10 protein-coding genes are annotated in these 16,563 nt (G+C 51.3%); 2 read left to right on the forward strand and 8 right to left on the reverse strand.

What is annotated here, in order from left to right; all coding sequences use genetic code 11:
- Nucleotides 1-108: 108 nt before the first annotated feature.
- The 8 genes from SCARR_RS26235 to SCARR_RS26270 form a co-directional block, all read right to left on the reverse strand.
- Nucleotides 109-2,169 (reverse strand): hypothetical protein, encoded by a 2,061-nt coding sequence (locus SCARR_RS26235; protein WP_136065406.1) that lies wholly within the window; start codon nucleotides 2,167-2,169, stop codon nucleotides 109-111.
- A 612-nt stretch (nucleotides 2,170-2,781) separates the two neighbouring features.
- Complete coding sequence (locus SCARR_RS26240; protein ID WP_136065408.1) at nucleotides 2,782-3,882, reverse strand: aldose epimerase family protein; 1,101 nt, start codon at nucleotides 3,880-3,882, stop codon at nucleotides 2,782-2,784.
- Nucleotides 3,883-3,897: 15 nt separating this feature from the next.
- Nucleotides 3,898-5,391, reverse strand: a complete 1,494-nt coding sequence (locus tag SCARR_RS26245) for a sulfatase (protein ID WP_136065410.1) — start codon at nucleotides 5,389-5,391, stop codon at nucleotides 3,898-3,900.
- Nucleotides 5,392-5,540: 149 nt separating this feature from the next.
- The gene (locus SCARR_RS26250) at nucleotides 5,541-6,185 is read right to left on the reverse strand and encodes a response regulator (RefSeq protein WP_136065412.1); all 645 of its coding nucleotides are present in this window, start codon (nucleotides 6,183-6,185) and stop codon (nucleotides 5,541-5,543) included.
- On the reverse strand, nucleotides 6,185-9,049 hold the full coding sequence (locus SCARR_RS26255) for a ligand-binding sensor domain-containing protein (RefSeq protein ID WP_136065414.1): 2,865 nt from the start codon (nucleotides 9,047-9,049) through the stop codon (nucleotides 6,185-6,187). Before SCARR_RS26255 ends, SCARR_RS26250 begins: the two co-directional genes overlap by 1 nt.
- A gap of 93 nt (nucleotides 9,050-9,142) precedes the next feature.
- On the reverse strand, nucleotides 9,143-9,322 hold the full coding sequence (locus SCARR_RS26260; RefSeq protein WP_136065416.1) for a hypothetical protein: 180 nt from the start codon (nucleotides 9,320-9,322) through the stop codon (nucleotides 9,143-9,145).
- A gap of 88 nt (nucleotides 9,323-9,410) precedes the next feature.
- On the reverse strand, nucleotides 9,411-10,778 hold the full coding sequence (locus tag SCARR_RS26265) for a sulfatase family protein (protein WP_136065418.1): 1,368 nt from the start codon (nucleotides 10,776-10,778) through the stop codon (nucleotides 9,411-9,413).
- A 3-nt stretch (nucleotides 10,779-10,781) separates the two neighbouring features.
- Nucleotides 10,782-12,176 carry a sulfatase family protein gene (locus SCARR_RS26270; protein WP_136065420.1) on the reverse strand — a complete coding sequence of 465 codons (1,395 nt, stop codon included), beginning with the start codon at nucleotides 12,174-12,176 and terminating at the stop codon, nucleotides 10,782-10,784.
- Between the two features lie 441 nt (nucleotides 12,177-12,617).
- Here SCARR_RS26270 and SCARR_RS26275 point away from each other — a divergent pair, with 441 nt between their 5' ends.
- Together SCARR_RS26275 and SCARR_RS29435 are read left to right on the forward strand one after the other, a co-directional pair.
- The gene (locus tag SCARR_RS26275) at nucleotides 12,618-16,103 is read left to right on the forward strand and encodes a BNR-4 repeat-containing protein (protein ID WP_136065422.1); all 3,486 of its coding nucleotides are present in this window, start codon (nucleotides 12,618-12,620) and stop codon (nucleotides 16,101-16,103) included.
- 239 nt (nucleotides 16,104-16,342) lie between these two features.
- The gene (locus tag SCARR_RS29435; RefSeq protein ID WP_136065424.1) at nucleotides 16,343-16,561 is read left to right on the forward strand and encodes a transposase; all 219 of its coding nucleotides are present in this window, start codon (nucleotides 16,343-16,345) and stop codon (nucleotides 16,559-16,561) included.
- Nucleotides 16,562-16,563: the final 2 nt, after the last annotated feature.

Here is a 16,563-nt window from a genome sequence, read left to right on the forward strand (position 1 = left end):
AGGGCTCCAAGAGGACCCCCTTTCAACTTTTCATGCCTATCGCGTATTCGTGTGTTAAGGGAGAAGCGCCTCTTGAGGGAGGCGCCTCTTCGGCTCAATCAGGCCGATCTACTCCCCAACAACTTCAACCGGCAATGACACAGCATAGAAGACCTGATCGCCTGCCGGGACGTCCGCGGCAGGAATGGTCATAACTCCAGACCCATCAACCACGTACGAGCCAATTTCGTCCCAGGGATCCAAGCTAGTCAAATCCGTTGTTGCGATAACCGCATACGACGCGTCAACCACGCCCGAGCCGCTACTGAGCGTCAACAGATTGTCACCGGAGCCATCGACCGCGAGATCCGCTACGGCGAAAGTATATCCGTCGACGTTACTCGTGACGCCCAGCACCAGATTGGTGATCGTGTAACTGCCCGAAGACACTGGTTGGAATGGCGAGTCCCCGGCTGCGATCGAAATACCGAAGCCATTCAAGCTCGTGAATCCTCCCGCAGGCGTAGTCGCATCTTTAAACTGCATGACGCCCTTTGAGGTCGCGTTAAAACCCCAATCCTCGCGGAGTGTATATGAAGCCTGCCCCGCGTTCGTTACGCTGTCTCCCCATGCGATATCCATAAAGAGCTTATTCGTCTCGATTCTGCTGATGCTTCCCGATACATGGACGACAACAGTGCTATCCGAGATGCCAACAAAGTCAGGATCATTGTCGCCTTTCAAGCCAGCCCAGAGGGATGCGGCCATACCTGAATCCGTGTTACCAGGAATAGTTCTACCAAAGAAGTCGCCCGAGGCGATGTAGTTAGTATATATGTTTCCCATGCTGAGATAATCCGTGGCGACGACATTGGCGTTGGAGTAATCTCCATTACCGCTCATTACGGGGCCGATCCTAACTTGAAAATTCTTGTCTGGACCGGCAGGTCCCCAGGTAAGCCGAGTGTTGATACAGTAGTTGCTGTTGGTATCGTAGATGTAAACATGGAAAGAGCTGTTATCTTGCACGGTGACGTCATCCACAATCACATCAAAATCATAACTGAACGACTGCCCAATCTGAGAGATGTCTCTATCGTCGAACCCTTGCAGAACAATGGGATGGCGCGCGGCCTCGTTGGTGGGGATGTCTGGGAGGAACGCGGTGTACCCCGATTCTGACTGGTTCGAGAGGACAGCTGTCACATTAGTAGATGGGTTGATCAACGTCCAGGTGTCGGTCAACAACTGTATGCCGGACGCGACGGAGGTCAGCATCGGAGGACGAGGGTTGGCGGAGAAGGTCTCGATCTTCAAGTTATCGAAGCCAGCGCCCAATGTGGTGGCACCGCGGGTGCCGAAGGCGACGTAGTTCTCGTTGTTTACCAACGTGTAAGTGCCAGAGATTTCAGGTGCATACGATCCCTCGATGTAAAAGAAGTAGGTGACCACTGTACCGGCATCGACGGCACCATCGAAGAAAAAGTCAACCGTCACCGAGGATTCGCCATTGACCATTCCACCCCAGTCAGCAGTAGTTCTGACTTGGTTGATAAAGGCGTTGACCTTGGGAAATAGCCTGCCTGTCGTGAACTCCGGGTTAAGGTCGAAGAACATTGCCCCGATAGCACCCCTGTTGTTTCTAGCATTATTGAGATAGCCATCACGCAGTCCCTTGTCTGCATAAGCAGGGCCAGTTAAGCCCCAGTTCAGCATTTCCGTGATCGATTGATATGAATACCCAATACCGACGCCGATAGCTCGATCCCAGGGATCGGTAATAGCGCCGGTCGTATAATAAGCCGAGTCGAATGAAACCCGCATGTGGTATTGCCCCACGAATTCGCCGGAAGCAACCGTCTCAAGATCGCTCTCGGTAAAGTCATAGTTGAGCCCCACGGCCGCGAAGCCTAACTCGCAGGCGAAGGTGTTGTTGGTGGTGATCACCGGTAAGCCCCCCGTAGACGACTCTATGTAGGTGTTCGAGCCTAGTGTAGAGTAGAGATCGAGCGTACCTAACATGCCGTCGCCCGATTCATCCAGACTAAACGCGCCGCTACCGTTGCCGGTGCCGTTGGCTGCGCGATCGAATGTGTCGTGCCACAATACCGTGGCCTGCCCGGCAAGCGGGAAGGTGATGACCGTCAACATGGCCAAACCCTGTTTGATGATTTTTGTCATTTTACTCATTCTGTACTCCTCCTGTTATGGTTTACTATGCGTGCTTCATGGGAATCCTTTCCCCACGTTCTGAAGAGACAGTAACCGAGGACGCCGTTTATGTCATGTCACCTAAACACATTACACCGCGCGCCCATAAGTAATTTCGGCCTTTTCGCCGAATAACCGGCTCTTCTCGGATGTGCGTTTTTTGAGTAGATACATACAGCGACAGAAAACACCTTATGTCCTGTTCCGCTCCCCTTTATTTCCCGCCGTACGGAACGCGGATCGGAATATACAGAGGCCACTCCACCGAAACACGGCCTTCACTTCATGAAGAACCGTGTTCTACAACGCACAGAGGCCAGCCGACGCGGAAGCTCTATACACAATGTCTGAGTCTCGGATTTGCTTCAAAATGCTGTAGAACGTGCCTCTCCGTGACGCGAAGCGAGTCTGATCGCCAGACAACCGGTGGGTGCGTGTCCTGCCGAAGAGAACTCGCAAAGGTTTGTCATCCCAAAAAACGCACATCCGTGAAGAGCCCGAAAAACCAAGCAGGATAAAGCCTGAAGTAGCCCGTGGCACACAAAGAGCGGTATATCTGGCACACCGCAATATGCGAAAAGCGACGTTACATCACTTTGCGCTGAACCTGTAAATAGTCATGGTTTTGTATTCTTCGCCTGGATTCAGAATGGTGCTTGGGAAGTTTTTCTGATTGGGGCTGTCGGGATAGTGCTGGGTTTCGAGGCAGAAGCCGCCGCGATTCACATAGGTTCTACCCGCCTTGCCCTTCAGATTGCCCGCAAGGAAGTTTCCGCAATAGAATTGTATGCCCGGCTCTTGGGTAAAGACTTCCATAAAGCGGCCGGTGGTTGGTTCGTAGACGGTTGCGGCCAAGGTCATCTTTCCATCCTTATCGCCTTTATCCAGCACCCAGTTATGGTCGTAGCCCAAGCCGAACTCCAGTTGCTGATCTTTTTTCCCAATATCGCGACCTATGGCCTTGGCCGTAGTGAAGTCGAATGGAGTTCCAGCCACGGGAATAATTTTACCGGTCGGGATCAGGCCGCTGTCGACCGGGGTGGTTGCCTTCGCGTTGATCAGCAGCTCATGGCCAAGAATATCGCCCTCTCCTTCGCCCTTGAGGTTAAAGTAGGTGTGGTTGGTCAGGTTCACCGGCGTCTTTTTATCGGTCGTTGCTACATAGTCGAGCTTCAGCTCGTTGTCTTCGGTCAGCGTGTAAGTGACCGCGATCTGAAGGTTTCCAGGATACCCTTCTTCCCCGTCTTTCGCCAGATAAGAAAGTCTGAGCGCATGGGCTCCGATCACTTCCGCATCCCACACCACCTTATCAAAACCGATGACCCCGCCGTGCAGGTGATTGGCGTTATTGTTGGTGGCCAGTTCGTACTCTTCGCCATCGATGCTGAATCTACCCAGCGCGATGCGGTTGCCATAGCGGCCGACAATGGATCCAAAGTAGGGCTTGTCCACGGCGTTCATATAACCGGAGACATCATTGTAACCCAAGGCGATGTCGGCCATTTGCCCCTCGCGGTCGGTCGTGACGATGGAAGTCACTGTTGCGCCATAGTTCGTGATTTTGACCATGGTACCTGTTTTGTTCTTGAGGGTGTAGAGTTTGATGTCATCAAAGTCGGCCGTCTTGACCGAGGCGCATCCTGCCAGGATTCCGACCAACCCGAGCATTCCAACCAATAGATTTTTCTTCATTTCATTTTCTCCTGTTTATTTTTTCTTCGACTTCTTTTTCTTTCCATTGCCCGAAGCCTTGGCTTCCGGGTGTGTTGCCAGAATGGCCTTCATGTCAAAAAGTACTTCAGGGCTTGATTGCGCGATATTTTTCTTTTCAAGCGTATCCGTTTTATAATCATACAGTTCATACTCGGCCTCGCTTTCCGGAGCGCCGGGGCGCTTCCATTCCACCATGCGGTAGCGATCGGTGCGGATGGCGCGGCCGATACGCGACCCGCGATTGAAGGCATGATAGGCATGATTCCTCACCGAAGCATTCGGATTCTTAAGCACAGGCACCAAACTTTTTCCATCAAGCTTCTGTGAAACCTTTGGCGCAGGCAGTCCGGCCAGCTCCGCCAGCGTCGGATAGATATCCACCGTTTCCGCATAAGCCATGGTGCTTGATCCCGGCGTCGCAACCCCAGGGGCCACGAAGATCAGTGGGATACGATTGTCCTGCTCATAGTTTGTATGCTTGGTCCACGTCCCATGATCTCCAAAGTGCCAACCATGATCGCCCCACAGCATGACAATGGTATCGTCTTTCATGTCCAGACGATCCAACTCTGCAAGTACTCGTCCAAGCTGCGCATCCATATAGCTGAGCGAGGCAAAGTAGCCATGGATCAGCGTACGCTGCACGTCGTCCGGAATATGTTCCCCATCCTTCGGCACCGGCTTATAGGCGGTCATCTCATGCACCTTCGGTTTTCCCGCATACGAGGGCGCTCCATCCGGAGGCGTATCGCGTTCGGTCAGGGAAAACTGCTCGCTTTGGTAAAGATTCCAATATTTCGTCGGCGCGCAAAACGGAAGATGCGGTTTGGTGAAGCCCAGCGCCAAGAAGAACGGCTCTCCGCTTTCCTTGAATTTTTTCAACCGCCTGATGCCTTCCAGAGCAATGCGTCCGTCGGCATAGGCATCGTCCTTCACATCCGCCTTTTCCCAGGCGGCTCCGCGCGGAAGATTGTTAATGTTATCCAGCTCCTTGTTTGCAAAAAAGGCCTCTTCGCGGGTCAGTTGGCCTCCGGTACTTTCCTCCAGCACATAATCAACAACTTTATCGGGATGGAAGGGACTGCTCCACGATGCGTCATCGCCATAATTACCGTGGCCAATGTGATAAATCTTGCCCACTCCCTCAGCGGTGTATCCGTTCTGCATGAAATATTGCGTCAGCGTGACGGCATCCGGCACCACTTTGCGGAAGCCCTGACTGAGGCCATACAGGCCGGTTGAGGTCGACCGTAGTCCGACCATCAGGTTATTGCGCGATGGCGCACAAACAGCCTGGTTGCAATAGGCCCGATCAAACCGCATACCCCTGGAAGCCAACCGATCCAAGTTTGGGGAATGTACAAAATCTGCTCCATAGGTGCCAAATTCCGGCTTCAGATCGTCTACCAGAATCATGAGCACATTTTTTTTTGCCTGAACTCCCGCCGCCAATACGACGATTGCCAAGGCTAAAATCAGTTTTTTCATTTTGATGCTCCTTCTTGAGAATGAAATGCGTATATCACCCAGGTCCTTAGTAAATGAATAAGATAACAGTCGGATTTCTTTTTGTCATGCCACCTAAATCCATTACACCGCGCACCCATAAGTAATTTCGGCTTTTTGGCCGAATGAGCCTACTCAATGCCGGTATATTTGGCGACGGCCTCGGCGCGGGAGTGAACCTGGAGTTTTTCATAGATACGGCGAAGGTAGGTGTTTACCGTGTTCACTGAAATATCCAGTTCATCGGCGATTTCTTTACATAAACGACCGCGCGCCAGACGTGTCAGAACTTCCATTTCCCGATCAGACAGCGTGCTGAACTCATCGCTTTGGGAGGTTTCATTTCCACCGCATTGGAAGGACTGCACCACTTTCCGAGCGATGTCACTATCCATCGGGGAGCCCCCAGCGGCAACTTTTTCCAGGGATGGAATGAGCTCAGAGATAATCGATCGTTTGAGCAGATAGCCCACCGCACCGGAGGATAGCGCCTTAAAGATGTAGTCGGTCTGGTCGAATGCGGTCAGAATCACAAAATCGGTATCCGGCATGATCGGTTTAAGCTCCCGCACGCATTCGATCCCGTTCCTTCCGGGCAAGTTGATATCCATCAGCACTATGGAAGGCTTGAGGTTCGGCAGTCCCTTGATGGCAGCATCGAAATCGGGAAATAAACCAACACATTCAAACCGCGACTCATCACGGATCAGGTCGGCGATCAGTTCCCGCGTGCTTTTATGGTCGTCCACAATGGCAATCGTTACAGCTTCATTCATCACTCAACATCCTCTCGTATGGGTACTATAAACTCCGCGGTGGCCCCGCCCTCTTCATTGTTGTGTATATTAAACGTTCCGCCGATAAGCTTCATACGTCGACGCATACTGCGCAGCCCGCGATGGAACCGCTCGGCCTCCTGGACCTGGACCCCTTTTCCGTTATCATGAAGGGCTAGTTTAAGCACCTGACCCTCAGCGAAAACAGTAAAGCTGATCTGGGTTGCCTCGGCATGTTTGACCGCATTGTTGAGCGCTTCTTTGATGGCAAGAAACAGGTTGTGGCGAACCGGGCTCAGCACCGGCAGGTTGGGCAGATTCAGCGGCACATTGAGATCGCATGAAATGTTTGTTGCACGGAGATATTGCGCCACATATTTCGACAGATAGCCCACTAGGTTATCCATATTATCGTTGCCGGGACTGACCACCCATACGGTTTCGTCGAATGCCTGGACGAGTTTATCGGTGACGTGATTAATCTCCACCACCGTGTCCTGCCCCGCTTCGTTTCCTGATTTATTGAATAGCATGGAGACACGGTAACACAGGAGCTGAAGGCGGGTCAGCTCGGAGCCGATTTCATCATGGATGTCCATGGAAATACGCGTGCGTTCTTCTTCCACCGCGCGACGTTGCTCCGCGCGGATGAGTTTCTTTCGGTTGACCCGATCGGCGATGGCCAGCGATATGAACGTGGCAAGTACGCCAATCAAAAGATACAGCACCGTCTTGAACCACCACGTTTCCCTGATATACGGATTCACAACCACATTCAAAACAATCGGCGAATGGTTCCAGATTCCATCCCGGTTGGCTGCGGTAAGTTCGAACCGATAGTTTCCCGGCGGAATGCGTTGATAGCTCGCAACACGACGCGTATCCAGTTCGATCCACTCCTCTCCAAGTCCCACCATACGACAGCGAAAACGCATCCGATTGGGCGAAATAAAACTGAGCGCGGAAAAGCGGATATCCAACCGATGCACGCCCGGATCAAGAATCATCGAATCCGTGTTCTGGAGATGTATGACCCTGTCATTGACCCGTACCGAGTTGATCACGAGCGGAACCGGGTTGGTCCACAACTGAATTTCCGATGGCTGAAAAACGGATAACTGCCGATCGGATGCGTACCAGAAACGCCCGTCCGGGGTACGGCAGGCGGTCGAGAGCCCCGCACTGATGTCGATGGCCGGATTCAAGCCATCTTCCTTGTTATAAAGCGCATAGGTTTCAATCGGCTGACCGGTGGAGAATGACCGTTCCACTTCACTTTTTTCTATAATCGCAATGCCGTGTTCTCCGACCACCCAAAGGCGTCCCTCGCCATCGTCCGTGATATGCGAAATCATTTCCTGAGCAAACAGCACGGGCAGAAACACCCCATCCCGGAAGAGTGCCAGGCCGCTTCCGTAGAAACCGATCCACAAGGAATCATCATCTTTATCAACACAGAGAGCCGTCACATGCGCGTTGGGCAGATCTTCAGCAAGGATCCCGCGAACCAATTGATCGTTCTTCCACGAGGCAAGGCCACCGGACTCCATGCCGACCCAGAGTGTTCCGTCAGGCCCCGAAGTCAGGCACTGTACATCGGTAATCCCTTCCCTTCGCCCCACCTTCAGATTCCAACCCTTATTATCGGGATTACTCCATATTCCTTCCCGCCCACCGGCCCAGAGCCCTCCATCAGCGGCTTGGTGCAAGGTCCATATTTTATCCACGCCGCGTCTTACCGCTTTTACCTCATGAAACTCATTTCCGTCCTTACGCAGAAGGAATCCACCATTGTTGTTGGCCCAAACGGTTCCTTCCGGTGTTTCCAGAACGGCCCTGCGAACCTCTTCGGATTTTGTTAGATTCGGAACTCTTTTCAATCCCTTTCCATCAGAGGAGTACAAAAAGCCTTTGCTTGTTCCCAGCCAGACTCCGCCTGCGAGCCTGGGAGTAATCGAACGAAATGCCCGAAAATGCCACCCTACAGAACGAAAGAGCGCTTCCGGCACCGAGGTGTAGCCCATGGCCCGGATGGATTGGAGTCCGGCTGCTGTACCGACCCACAAGGTTTGTTCGGCATCTTCGGCAAGGCAAAGCACTTCGATTGAAGCCAACCCATCATTCACGGTGATTTGGGTCACGTTGCTCGATCCGCCATGCATGATAAAAATGCCGCCGTACGTGGAGCCGGCTACCAGATCCCCATTTCTGCGCTCCAGCAGTTCAATTTCCTGCTCCTTAATCAGCCATGGCCTCGGCACTATATTTTCTTCCACCCCATCGACATTCAGTTTAATGACCCGATTATTATCCACGCGCCATCCGCTCAACGTTTTCTCGAAAGATCCCACACCTTCATTAGAGGAGAGGGGATCGGAAAGTGGGAGGAAAGTACCGTTAACGTTCTCCGCCCAGACCGAGCCATCCGGTTTTTCATGGAAATCGACCACTTCCGCGCCCAGCCAGTCCTTCGGACAAGCCAATCCAATGATTCCGGATTCAGACAGAACGGAGATATGCCCGGTCTCATGGCCCATGAATAGGTTTCCTGAAGCATCCTCGAACAACTTGGCAATCCGATTGTTCGCCAATGCGGGTGCGGAGCGGACCGAATAATGAATAAATTCGACACCGTCAAACCGGGCGGCACCGTTCAAAGTCGCCACCCAGATAAAACCGTCGCGGGTCTGCAGCACATCGCGCACCTGGTTGGACGGCAGACCTTCACCCACCTGCCAGGTGCGGATCTGGAACGTTTGATCGCCCAACGACACGATTTCCGATTCCACCGCATCAGACGTTATGGCAGCGCAGATGAACAACAGACCGATCAGGCAAAATCTACTGAAACGTAAAAAAATCATGATAGTTAGTCGTAGCAAAATAAGTTTTCATTACCCAGTTCAATACCTATTTTTGATATTCTTATTTAACGCGTGCAAACCAGATCCTAATTTTTAAAAACCGGGATCGCCGGCGTCGGCTGGCACCGATACGATCGAACAGTGGACCCAACTGTTCATCCATAGCGTCAAGCACACCCGGATAAAGTGCCCGCCGATCATCACCCCATTTTCCAGAGGTGGGAAAAACGGTGCCTGGGCATCGTCCGGCCAGAGATTGATATAGAAAGGCATTCCGGCTTCTTGCGCACGATCGATGAGATTCCCAATAACGCAACAAAACCTCCCGGCATTATTATTTTTCCAACCATTGAAATATTCCTTATTTATTTTTCTTGGAGGGTTTCTGATTTACCTTTTTTTCCATGCGTTCAAGCGCTTTCATTTCAGTCGCCTGTCCCTCATCGCCACAATGCGCCATCCACCGCTCCAGTTCCGCGCGCAGTTCGGCCATAACCGTTTTGTGTTCGGGATTGCCGGCCAAATTGTTCATTTCGAGCGGATCGTTGCCGATGTCGTACAGTTCGACCTCCGGACGGAATTTATAGGCCTGAACCAACTTCTTCGCCCGCTCATCACCTGCGTCGGCTCTGGCTTCCCAACTCCGGAACGCCTTCGATACGGTGCAGGTGTTTTTGAATTCGGCCTTTGGCGTAAAGTTCCAGATATATTTAAAGCGCTCCGACCGCACCGAGCGGATGCCAAAGTATTTGGAGCCACTAAAGATGCCACGGGTGGTCATTTCGCCATAGACATACTTCTTATGCTCCTGCTTCCCCTCGAAAACCGGAAGCAGGCTTTCGCCATCCAGCAACGGAGCAGGCTCACCGCCCGCAACTCCGATAAAGGTCGGCAGGATATCAACATATTCGATCAGGGCCGGATTCACAGAGCCGGGCTTAATCTTACCCGGCCAGCGGGCGATAAAAGCCGACTGCAACCCGTTGTCGTAGCAGGTCCATTTGGCAAACGGCATCGAACTGCCCTGCTCACTGACCACAATCAGCAGGGTGTTATTTGCGAGTCCATTCTTTTCCAATAGTTGGACCGCTTCACCCACTTGCGAATCGTAGTAGGTGACTTCGGCCAGATAGCGCGACATTCCTTCACGCGTTTCCGGCGTATCCACGAAATACGGCGGCAGCTTGATCTTCTCAGGCGGATAGCGAGAGGCATCGCCCTTATTCCAAGGAGTATGCGGCTCATTCGAACAAAGGAGCAGACAGAACGGTTCTGACTTAGATTTGCAGTCGGCCATGAATGCATCGACTTTATCGAACTCCGGATTTTTGCCACCCGGTATTTTTTCCCAGGCAAAAACGGAGTTGGGTGCCACATGGGTCTTGCCGCTCTGCGCTACCCGGTAACCTAAGTCTCTCAGATATTGGACTATGCTCGGGGTTCCGGCATCCACATGCGTGTGATTCGGATAGGCGCCGCTTTTAACGGGATACTGCCCTGTATAAATAGTATGGCGCGTCGGCGAACACATCGGCGCCGTCTGGAAGCAGTGGGTAAACCGCATACCCTCTTGTGCCAACGCATCAATATGGGGGGTGTAAGCCTGTCCCCCATAGCAACCGATGTCACGGTGCGTGCAGTCGTCGGCAATCATAAAGACCAGATTCGGCTTTTGAGCGGCTTGTGCGAGTACGGCACAAAAACCGATAATGAGTGTTAAAATCTTCATCGCTTATTTCCTTTTTTGAGTTTTTTGTTGAACCTCATGCGGAGTCGGGCCGCTCAGGGGATAAGGATCGCGCTGCATTTGTACGGTATCGCCCTGTTTCTTCATCCATTCATCCACCATACCCGCCATTTTTTCGATCTGTTTTTTATACTCCGGATTGCCCGCCAGATTCACCTGTTCATTAGGATCTTTTTCAAGATCAAAGAATTCAATAGCCGGACGCTGGTAATATTTGGCGATGATGGCCTTGGCCTTAGGATCTTTCTTTGCGGCTGCGTCCCACGAGTCCCAGTAGCCCCCCGCCCCGTCCTTACGGAGAATATCGGAATGGTTGGAGTGGTAACAATCCGCATTGATGTTGCGGATGTATTTGAACCGCTCCGTGCGCACGCTGCGGATCGGATAGATGTTCATGACCCCATCGGCGGTCGTCGTGGTGTAGATCAGATCACGATGGTGGTCCGACTTGCCCAGCAGCACATCGGCGAACGATTTGCCATCGATGCCGGCGGGTACCGTTCCGCCGACCAGATCGAAGAGCGTCGGGAAAATGTCGATCCAGCTAATCATGGCCTCCGTTCGTGCTCCCGCAGACACATGCCCCGGCCAACGAACAATCATCGGCACGTTGATTCCTGAGTCGTAGAGATTCCATTTACCGAACGGCCACTGTCCGCCATGGTCAGCCGTGTACATAAATAGATAGTCGTCGTTGCCGAAATAATTGCGCGCCAACGCATCGATCTTTGCCATTTCAGCGTCCATTCCGGCGATCTCGGTCAGGTAGCGCCCCCAATGCTCGCGCGTTTCGGGCGTATCGACAAACCAAGGCGGCAAAGTAAGTTTAGCTGGATCATAGTCCATCTGCTTCGTCCACGGAACATGTGGACGGTGATCGCCGACCATCAGGCAGAGCGGTTTCTTCGAGGTACGGTGGTCGAGATATTTCTTCACCTTTTCAGCAATCTTTTCCCGCTTGGCATCCTCCATGTGGTCGAACCCGCACACCGTACCGAATTTACCGTGGGCCACCTTCCCGAACGCCGCAACCTCGTAACCCACAGCCTGCAGTTGTTTCACCATAATCTGTGTTTCCGGGCGCGGGTGCTGGTGGTTTTCTTCCGCCCCGTTGCGCGCTGGCATAAGCCCGCTGAGCAATGCCGATCGGCTCGGGCCGCAAGCGGGCGATGCCACAAACGCGTTTTCGAACACCAAACCGTCCTTCGCCAAAGACGCCATCATCGACGTCCGAACCTCGGAATTTCCATAAACGGAAGATTCCGCCCGCCCATGATCATCCGCCAGATAAATAACGATGTTGGGCTTATCCGCTCCGAATACCGACGAGACATACACTAGTGCAAAAAGAATTTTGGTATACATACGCATGAGAGTCATCCTTCATTCCTGTTTGAATTGAAATGCCAACTAAAGAACGGAGCGTAACATACAATTTGGTGTAAATCTTGTCACATAAACTAACGACAAGCCACCACGGCTGTTCACCTGCCTGCTTGCTGCGCTGTCCGCGCATTTTGTTGGAGTACCACCCGTAGTAGCGCACGAGCTGGAAGAGATTGCGGTCTGCTGGGGCAATCATGCCGGCAAGGAGGTATGACCGCAGGGTGCACTGCTCGGGACCTCGCTGTATGCCGCCATCCTCCCCATAATCCTGGATGGACTCCACACCGTTACCCCACTAAAACAAAAGACCTTAAGGTGCGCGGCGTCGTGTATTTAGGTGACATGACTTAGGCGTCGTCCTCTGTTAGTTTTTTTAAACAAGTGAACACAGATGCTTTGGAATGAATCCAAAGCATCTAATTAAGGAAAGGTATTATGTGTAAAAAGTTTTTATTGTTTTTGTTTATGCTGGTGTTTTTTACCGGCGGCACTGTCCAGGCTGTTGATATTTCCTGGAACAATACCAGTGGAGATCAGAACTGGTTTAATCCAGCTAACTGGAGCCTTGGCGTATTTCCTACTACTAACCATACTGCTTATATCAACATGATACCAGGTCCTGTCATCACCGTAGCAGGTGCTACAGCCAAGCAGGTAATTGTTGGCTCAGACGATTCAACCGGTGCTCTGACAGTTGACGGCGGCATTCTATACACTACCGAGGACATTTCTCTGGCTGAGGGTACTACAGGTGCTGCAAATGCAACCCTTACTATTGAAAACGGTACCGTGACAGTCCAGGGATCGCTGTTTGCAGGAAACGCAGCTGGGGGCGGTACATCTACTATTAACCTCAATGGCGGAACGCTGGATATTGTCGATGGTAAGTATTACATCGGTTATCTCGCCAACAACGACGCAACGATTAATATGACCGGTGGTACTATAAATGGTAAAGCGATCTGGCTTGGCAATGCTGCTAATGGAAGCGGTAACCTCAACTTGACCGGCGGCACCATTGATTGTGGTGGTATCCTAATGAGGCAGAATGGCGCTGACGCCGATTGGTCCTACACTGGTGGTATTGCAAAGTTCCGTAATAATCATAAAGTCAAGATCCAGGATTACATTAGAGATGAATGGATCACAACCGATGCATCTAATCAACTGGTAGTGGATTTCAATGTCACAAATCCTAGCTATACAACGGTTGTTCTTACAGACATAACAGGCACATATAACTACTGGAACAATACCAGTGGAGATCAGAACTGGCATACAGATTCGAACTGGAGCCTTGGCGAAGTTCCTACTACTGCCCATACTGCTTATATCAACATGACACCAGGTCCTGTTATCACCGCAGCAGGCGCTACAGCCAAGCGGGTAATTGTTGGCTCAGGTGACTCAACAGGTGCTGTGACAGTTGTCAGCGGCACTCTATACACTACCGAGTATATTTCTCTGGCTGAGGGTACCTCAGGCGCTGCAAATGCAACCCTTACTATTGATAACGGTACTGTGACAGTTCAGGACGCGCTGTTTGCAGGAAACGCAGCTGGGGGCGGTACAGTTACTATTAACCTCAATGGCGGAACGCTGGATGTTGTTGATGTAAAGTATTACATAGGTAATCTCGCCACCAACGACGTGACATTTAACATGACAGGCGGAACGCTGACGGGTAGAGGCCTTTGGATTGGTATGACTGCTGGCGGCGATGTTGATTTCAATATGACCGGCGGTACGATCGACAGTGGCGGTATAACGATGAGACAGGGCGGCTCTACAGCTAATTGGGCGTTCCTGGACGGCACAGTAATATTCAACGGTAATATAGAAGACAAGATGCAGGGATACATTGACGATGGATGGATTACTACTGGTCTTGATGAAATGGTTTTCGTTTCGTATAGCAGAATATTACTCAAAACCATATTGGAAGTAGGACCATATGCATTTACTCCAACTCCTGCAGATGGGTCAAGTGCTGCCTATACTACCAGCCAGCTTCAATGGTCATTACCGTCTCCGCTCGAAGGTGGCGCAACAGTAACCTGTGATGTATTCTTTGGTACTGGCGCTACACCAACCACCCAGGTTGTCAACAAGCAGAGCGTTACCTCCGTATCGATATCTCCATCAGCTGATACAGATTACAATTGGTACATCAAGGTTTACGACAGCAGTATTAGCACAACAGTTCCGTATATCACGTCTGACGTATTCTCATTCTATGTACAAGACGTCGGAGATGATTATTTTGACACGTCTGGTTTTAACAGGCCGCTGACATTAACTCCTCAGCATCCGTCGGCCCACTATTTCAATGGTAAGACCTATATTGTTTACCAGGGCATGAATAGTATGGATCCGGTTATCTGCAGTTACAACCATTCTACAAAACAGTGGAAAGGCCCCGTAAAGGTCGGTACAAATCCGCTGTCTGACAATGACAACCATGGCAGACCTGTACTGGTCGTTAGTGACGACGGTCATATCCATGTAATGTTTGGTGGTCATGGTGGTACATCAGCTCTTGCCGGCAGCAACAGTTATGGCGGTTACAGCTCTGGTGAGAATATCCATGTCAGATCTAATCTGTCTGAAGATATTGGTAGCAGCAGTGATTGGACACGGGTGAACCCGGCACCAGGCGGTGACAATACAGGTGATATTTCTGTATATGGCACCTATTCGCAGCCTGTCAAAGTTGCTAATGGTGACATCTACTTCTTTAACAGGCACGGTTCGCATGTAAGTGACTGGACTTACCAGATGTCTACCAATAACGGTGTTACATGGGACTCGGAAGTTAGAATTTTGGCTCATACGAGTGTCGAAACATGGTATGCCTACTTTGCAAAGAGAAGACACAGCGATACTATCATTGACTGTCAGTACAACTACCATCCAGGCGGATCCGGTGGCGACAAGCAGAATCTTTACTATATGTCTTTCGATACCGCTGATGGCCAATGGAGAAATGCTGCAGGCGTTAATTTGAACTCGATGATGCCGTTGAATAAAGCAGATTCAGACGCTTATACATTGGTCTTTGACTCTAACCCGGATGATCTTGATGAAAGTGACCCTAATTACACTCAGGTCAGTGTGGGCATTGTCAGGACTTCCCCAGCGGGTAATCCGCATATGGTAGCCCAGTTCGGCAACAAATCACAGTGTTGGAGCTGGACTGGTTCAAGCTGGACAGACCAGTGGTTTTTCACCGGTGGCTGGAATGGCGGTGAGAATGAGATGGACTTTATTTGCCTGTCAGATACCAGATTCAAGGCCGTAGTCAGCGGAAGATACGGTGCGGAAGTTGCTATATGGGACATTGACACAGTTGCAGGCACTCAGATTAAGACCGATATCTTAGGGTATAACGCGGAATACGAGTACTTTAACGGCTCGATCCCGACAGATTATCACGATGACGCCTGGGTGCTTTTCTATGAAAATACTGATCCCGTTGGAAGCGATCAGCAAACGCGTAAGATGTTCCTATGGGGCGATCACGGATTTATCGTAAGGCCGGTGCTCGACTACGGGTTTGCTGCCTGGTCCTACAGCCATGTTTTAGCTGAAGGGGCGTTGGGCGACGACGATAAAGACGGGCTCTCGAACCTTTATGAATACGGCATGGGAGGCGACCCAACGAACGGATTCGTCGACGGAAACCTTCCCGTATTTGGATTCGTCGGGTCTGGACTTGTGTATAGTTATGCACAGCGCACAGACGACTCCAATCTGGTTTACTATATCGAAACCAAAGAAGATCTGGTCGACGGGCCGGGCTGGACCAACGCAGGCTACGCGGTCGTGTCTACCAACGTCACCGGGAGCGTATTCGATGTTGTCACAAATTCCATTCCGACCACCGCGACACAACAGTTCATTCGGCTGATCATTGAGTAGATCCGAGGCGCTGGCGGTACCAGTTCTAAATTTTACCAATTATTGGAAACGAAAAGGGATCGCCAAGGCGATCCCTTTTTTCATGCGGCGATCTAATCACACGCTATTGCACTTTAGATTTTTGACTACCCACTCCATCCACGCCGACTTCGACGATATCCCCTATAAAAAGGTGTCAGTGAGCACATCCGTACATTTTTTGGTGACAAGAACGTGTTGATGGTGTTTTGATCTTGTTCATGGGAAGGAAACCGCGAATTGAATATGCCGGAACGACATACCATGTGATGTGCCGGGGGAACCGCCGGGAGGATATTTTTGAGAACGACGGCGACAGGAAAATCTTTCTGAAGACTCTTGGGGAGGTATGCGAGCGGACGGGCTGGAAGGTATGCGCGTACGTTTTGATGCCCAACCATATTCATATGGTGTATGCGTCTGTTCGTTCACCCACTTGACA

Source organism: Pontiella sulfatireligans (genome assembly GCF_900890705.1).
Lineage (GTDB): Bacteria > Verrucomicrobiota > Kiritimatiellia > Kiritimatiellales > Pontiellaceae > Pontiella > Pontiella sulfatireligans.

Bases quoted from the DNA above. Each gene is read 5' to 3' on its own strand.
- SCARR_RS26235 (WP_136065406.1), bottom strand. From the start codon at position 2,169: ATGAGTAAAATGACAAAAATCATCAAACAGGGTTTGGCCATGTTGACG.
- SCARR_RS26240 (WP_136065408.1), bottom strand. From the start codon at position 3,882: ATGAAGAAAAATCTATTGGTTGGAATGCTCGGGTTGGTCGGAATCCTG.
- SCARR_RS26245 (WP_136065410.1), bottom strand. From the start codon at position 5,391: ATGAAAAAACTGATTTTAGCCTTGGCAATCGTCGTATTGGCGGCGGGA.
- SCARR_RS26250 (WP_136065412.1), bottom strand. From the start codon at position 6,185: ATGAATGAAGCTGTAACGATTGCCATTGTGGACGACCATAAAAGCACG.
- SCARR_RS26255 (WP_136065414.1), bottom strand. From the start codon at position 9,049: ATGATTTTTTTACGTTTCAGTAGATTTTGCCTGATCGGTCTGTTGTTC.
- SCARR_RS26260 (WP_136065416.1), bottom strand. From the start codon at position 9,322: ATGCCTTTCTATATCAATCTCTGGCCGGACGATGCCCAGGCACCGTTT.
- SCARR_RS26265 (WP_136065418.1), bottom strand. From the start codon at position 10,778: ATGAAGATTTTAACACTCATTATCGGTTTTTGTGCCGTACTCGCACAA.
- SCARR_RS26270 (WP_136065420.1), bottom strand. From the start codon at position 12,176: ATGACTCTCATGCGTATGTATACCAAAATTCTTTTTGCACTAGTGTAT.
- SCARR_RS26275 (WP_136065422.1), top strand. From the start codon at position 12,618: ATGTGTAAAAAGTTTTTATTGTTTTTGTTTATGCTGGTGTTTTTTACC.
- SCARR_RS29435 (WP_136065424.1), top strand. From the start codon at position 16,343: ATGGGAAGGAAACCGCGAATTGAATATGCCGGAACGACATACCATGTG.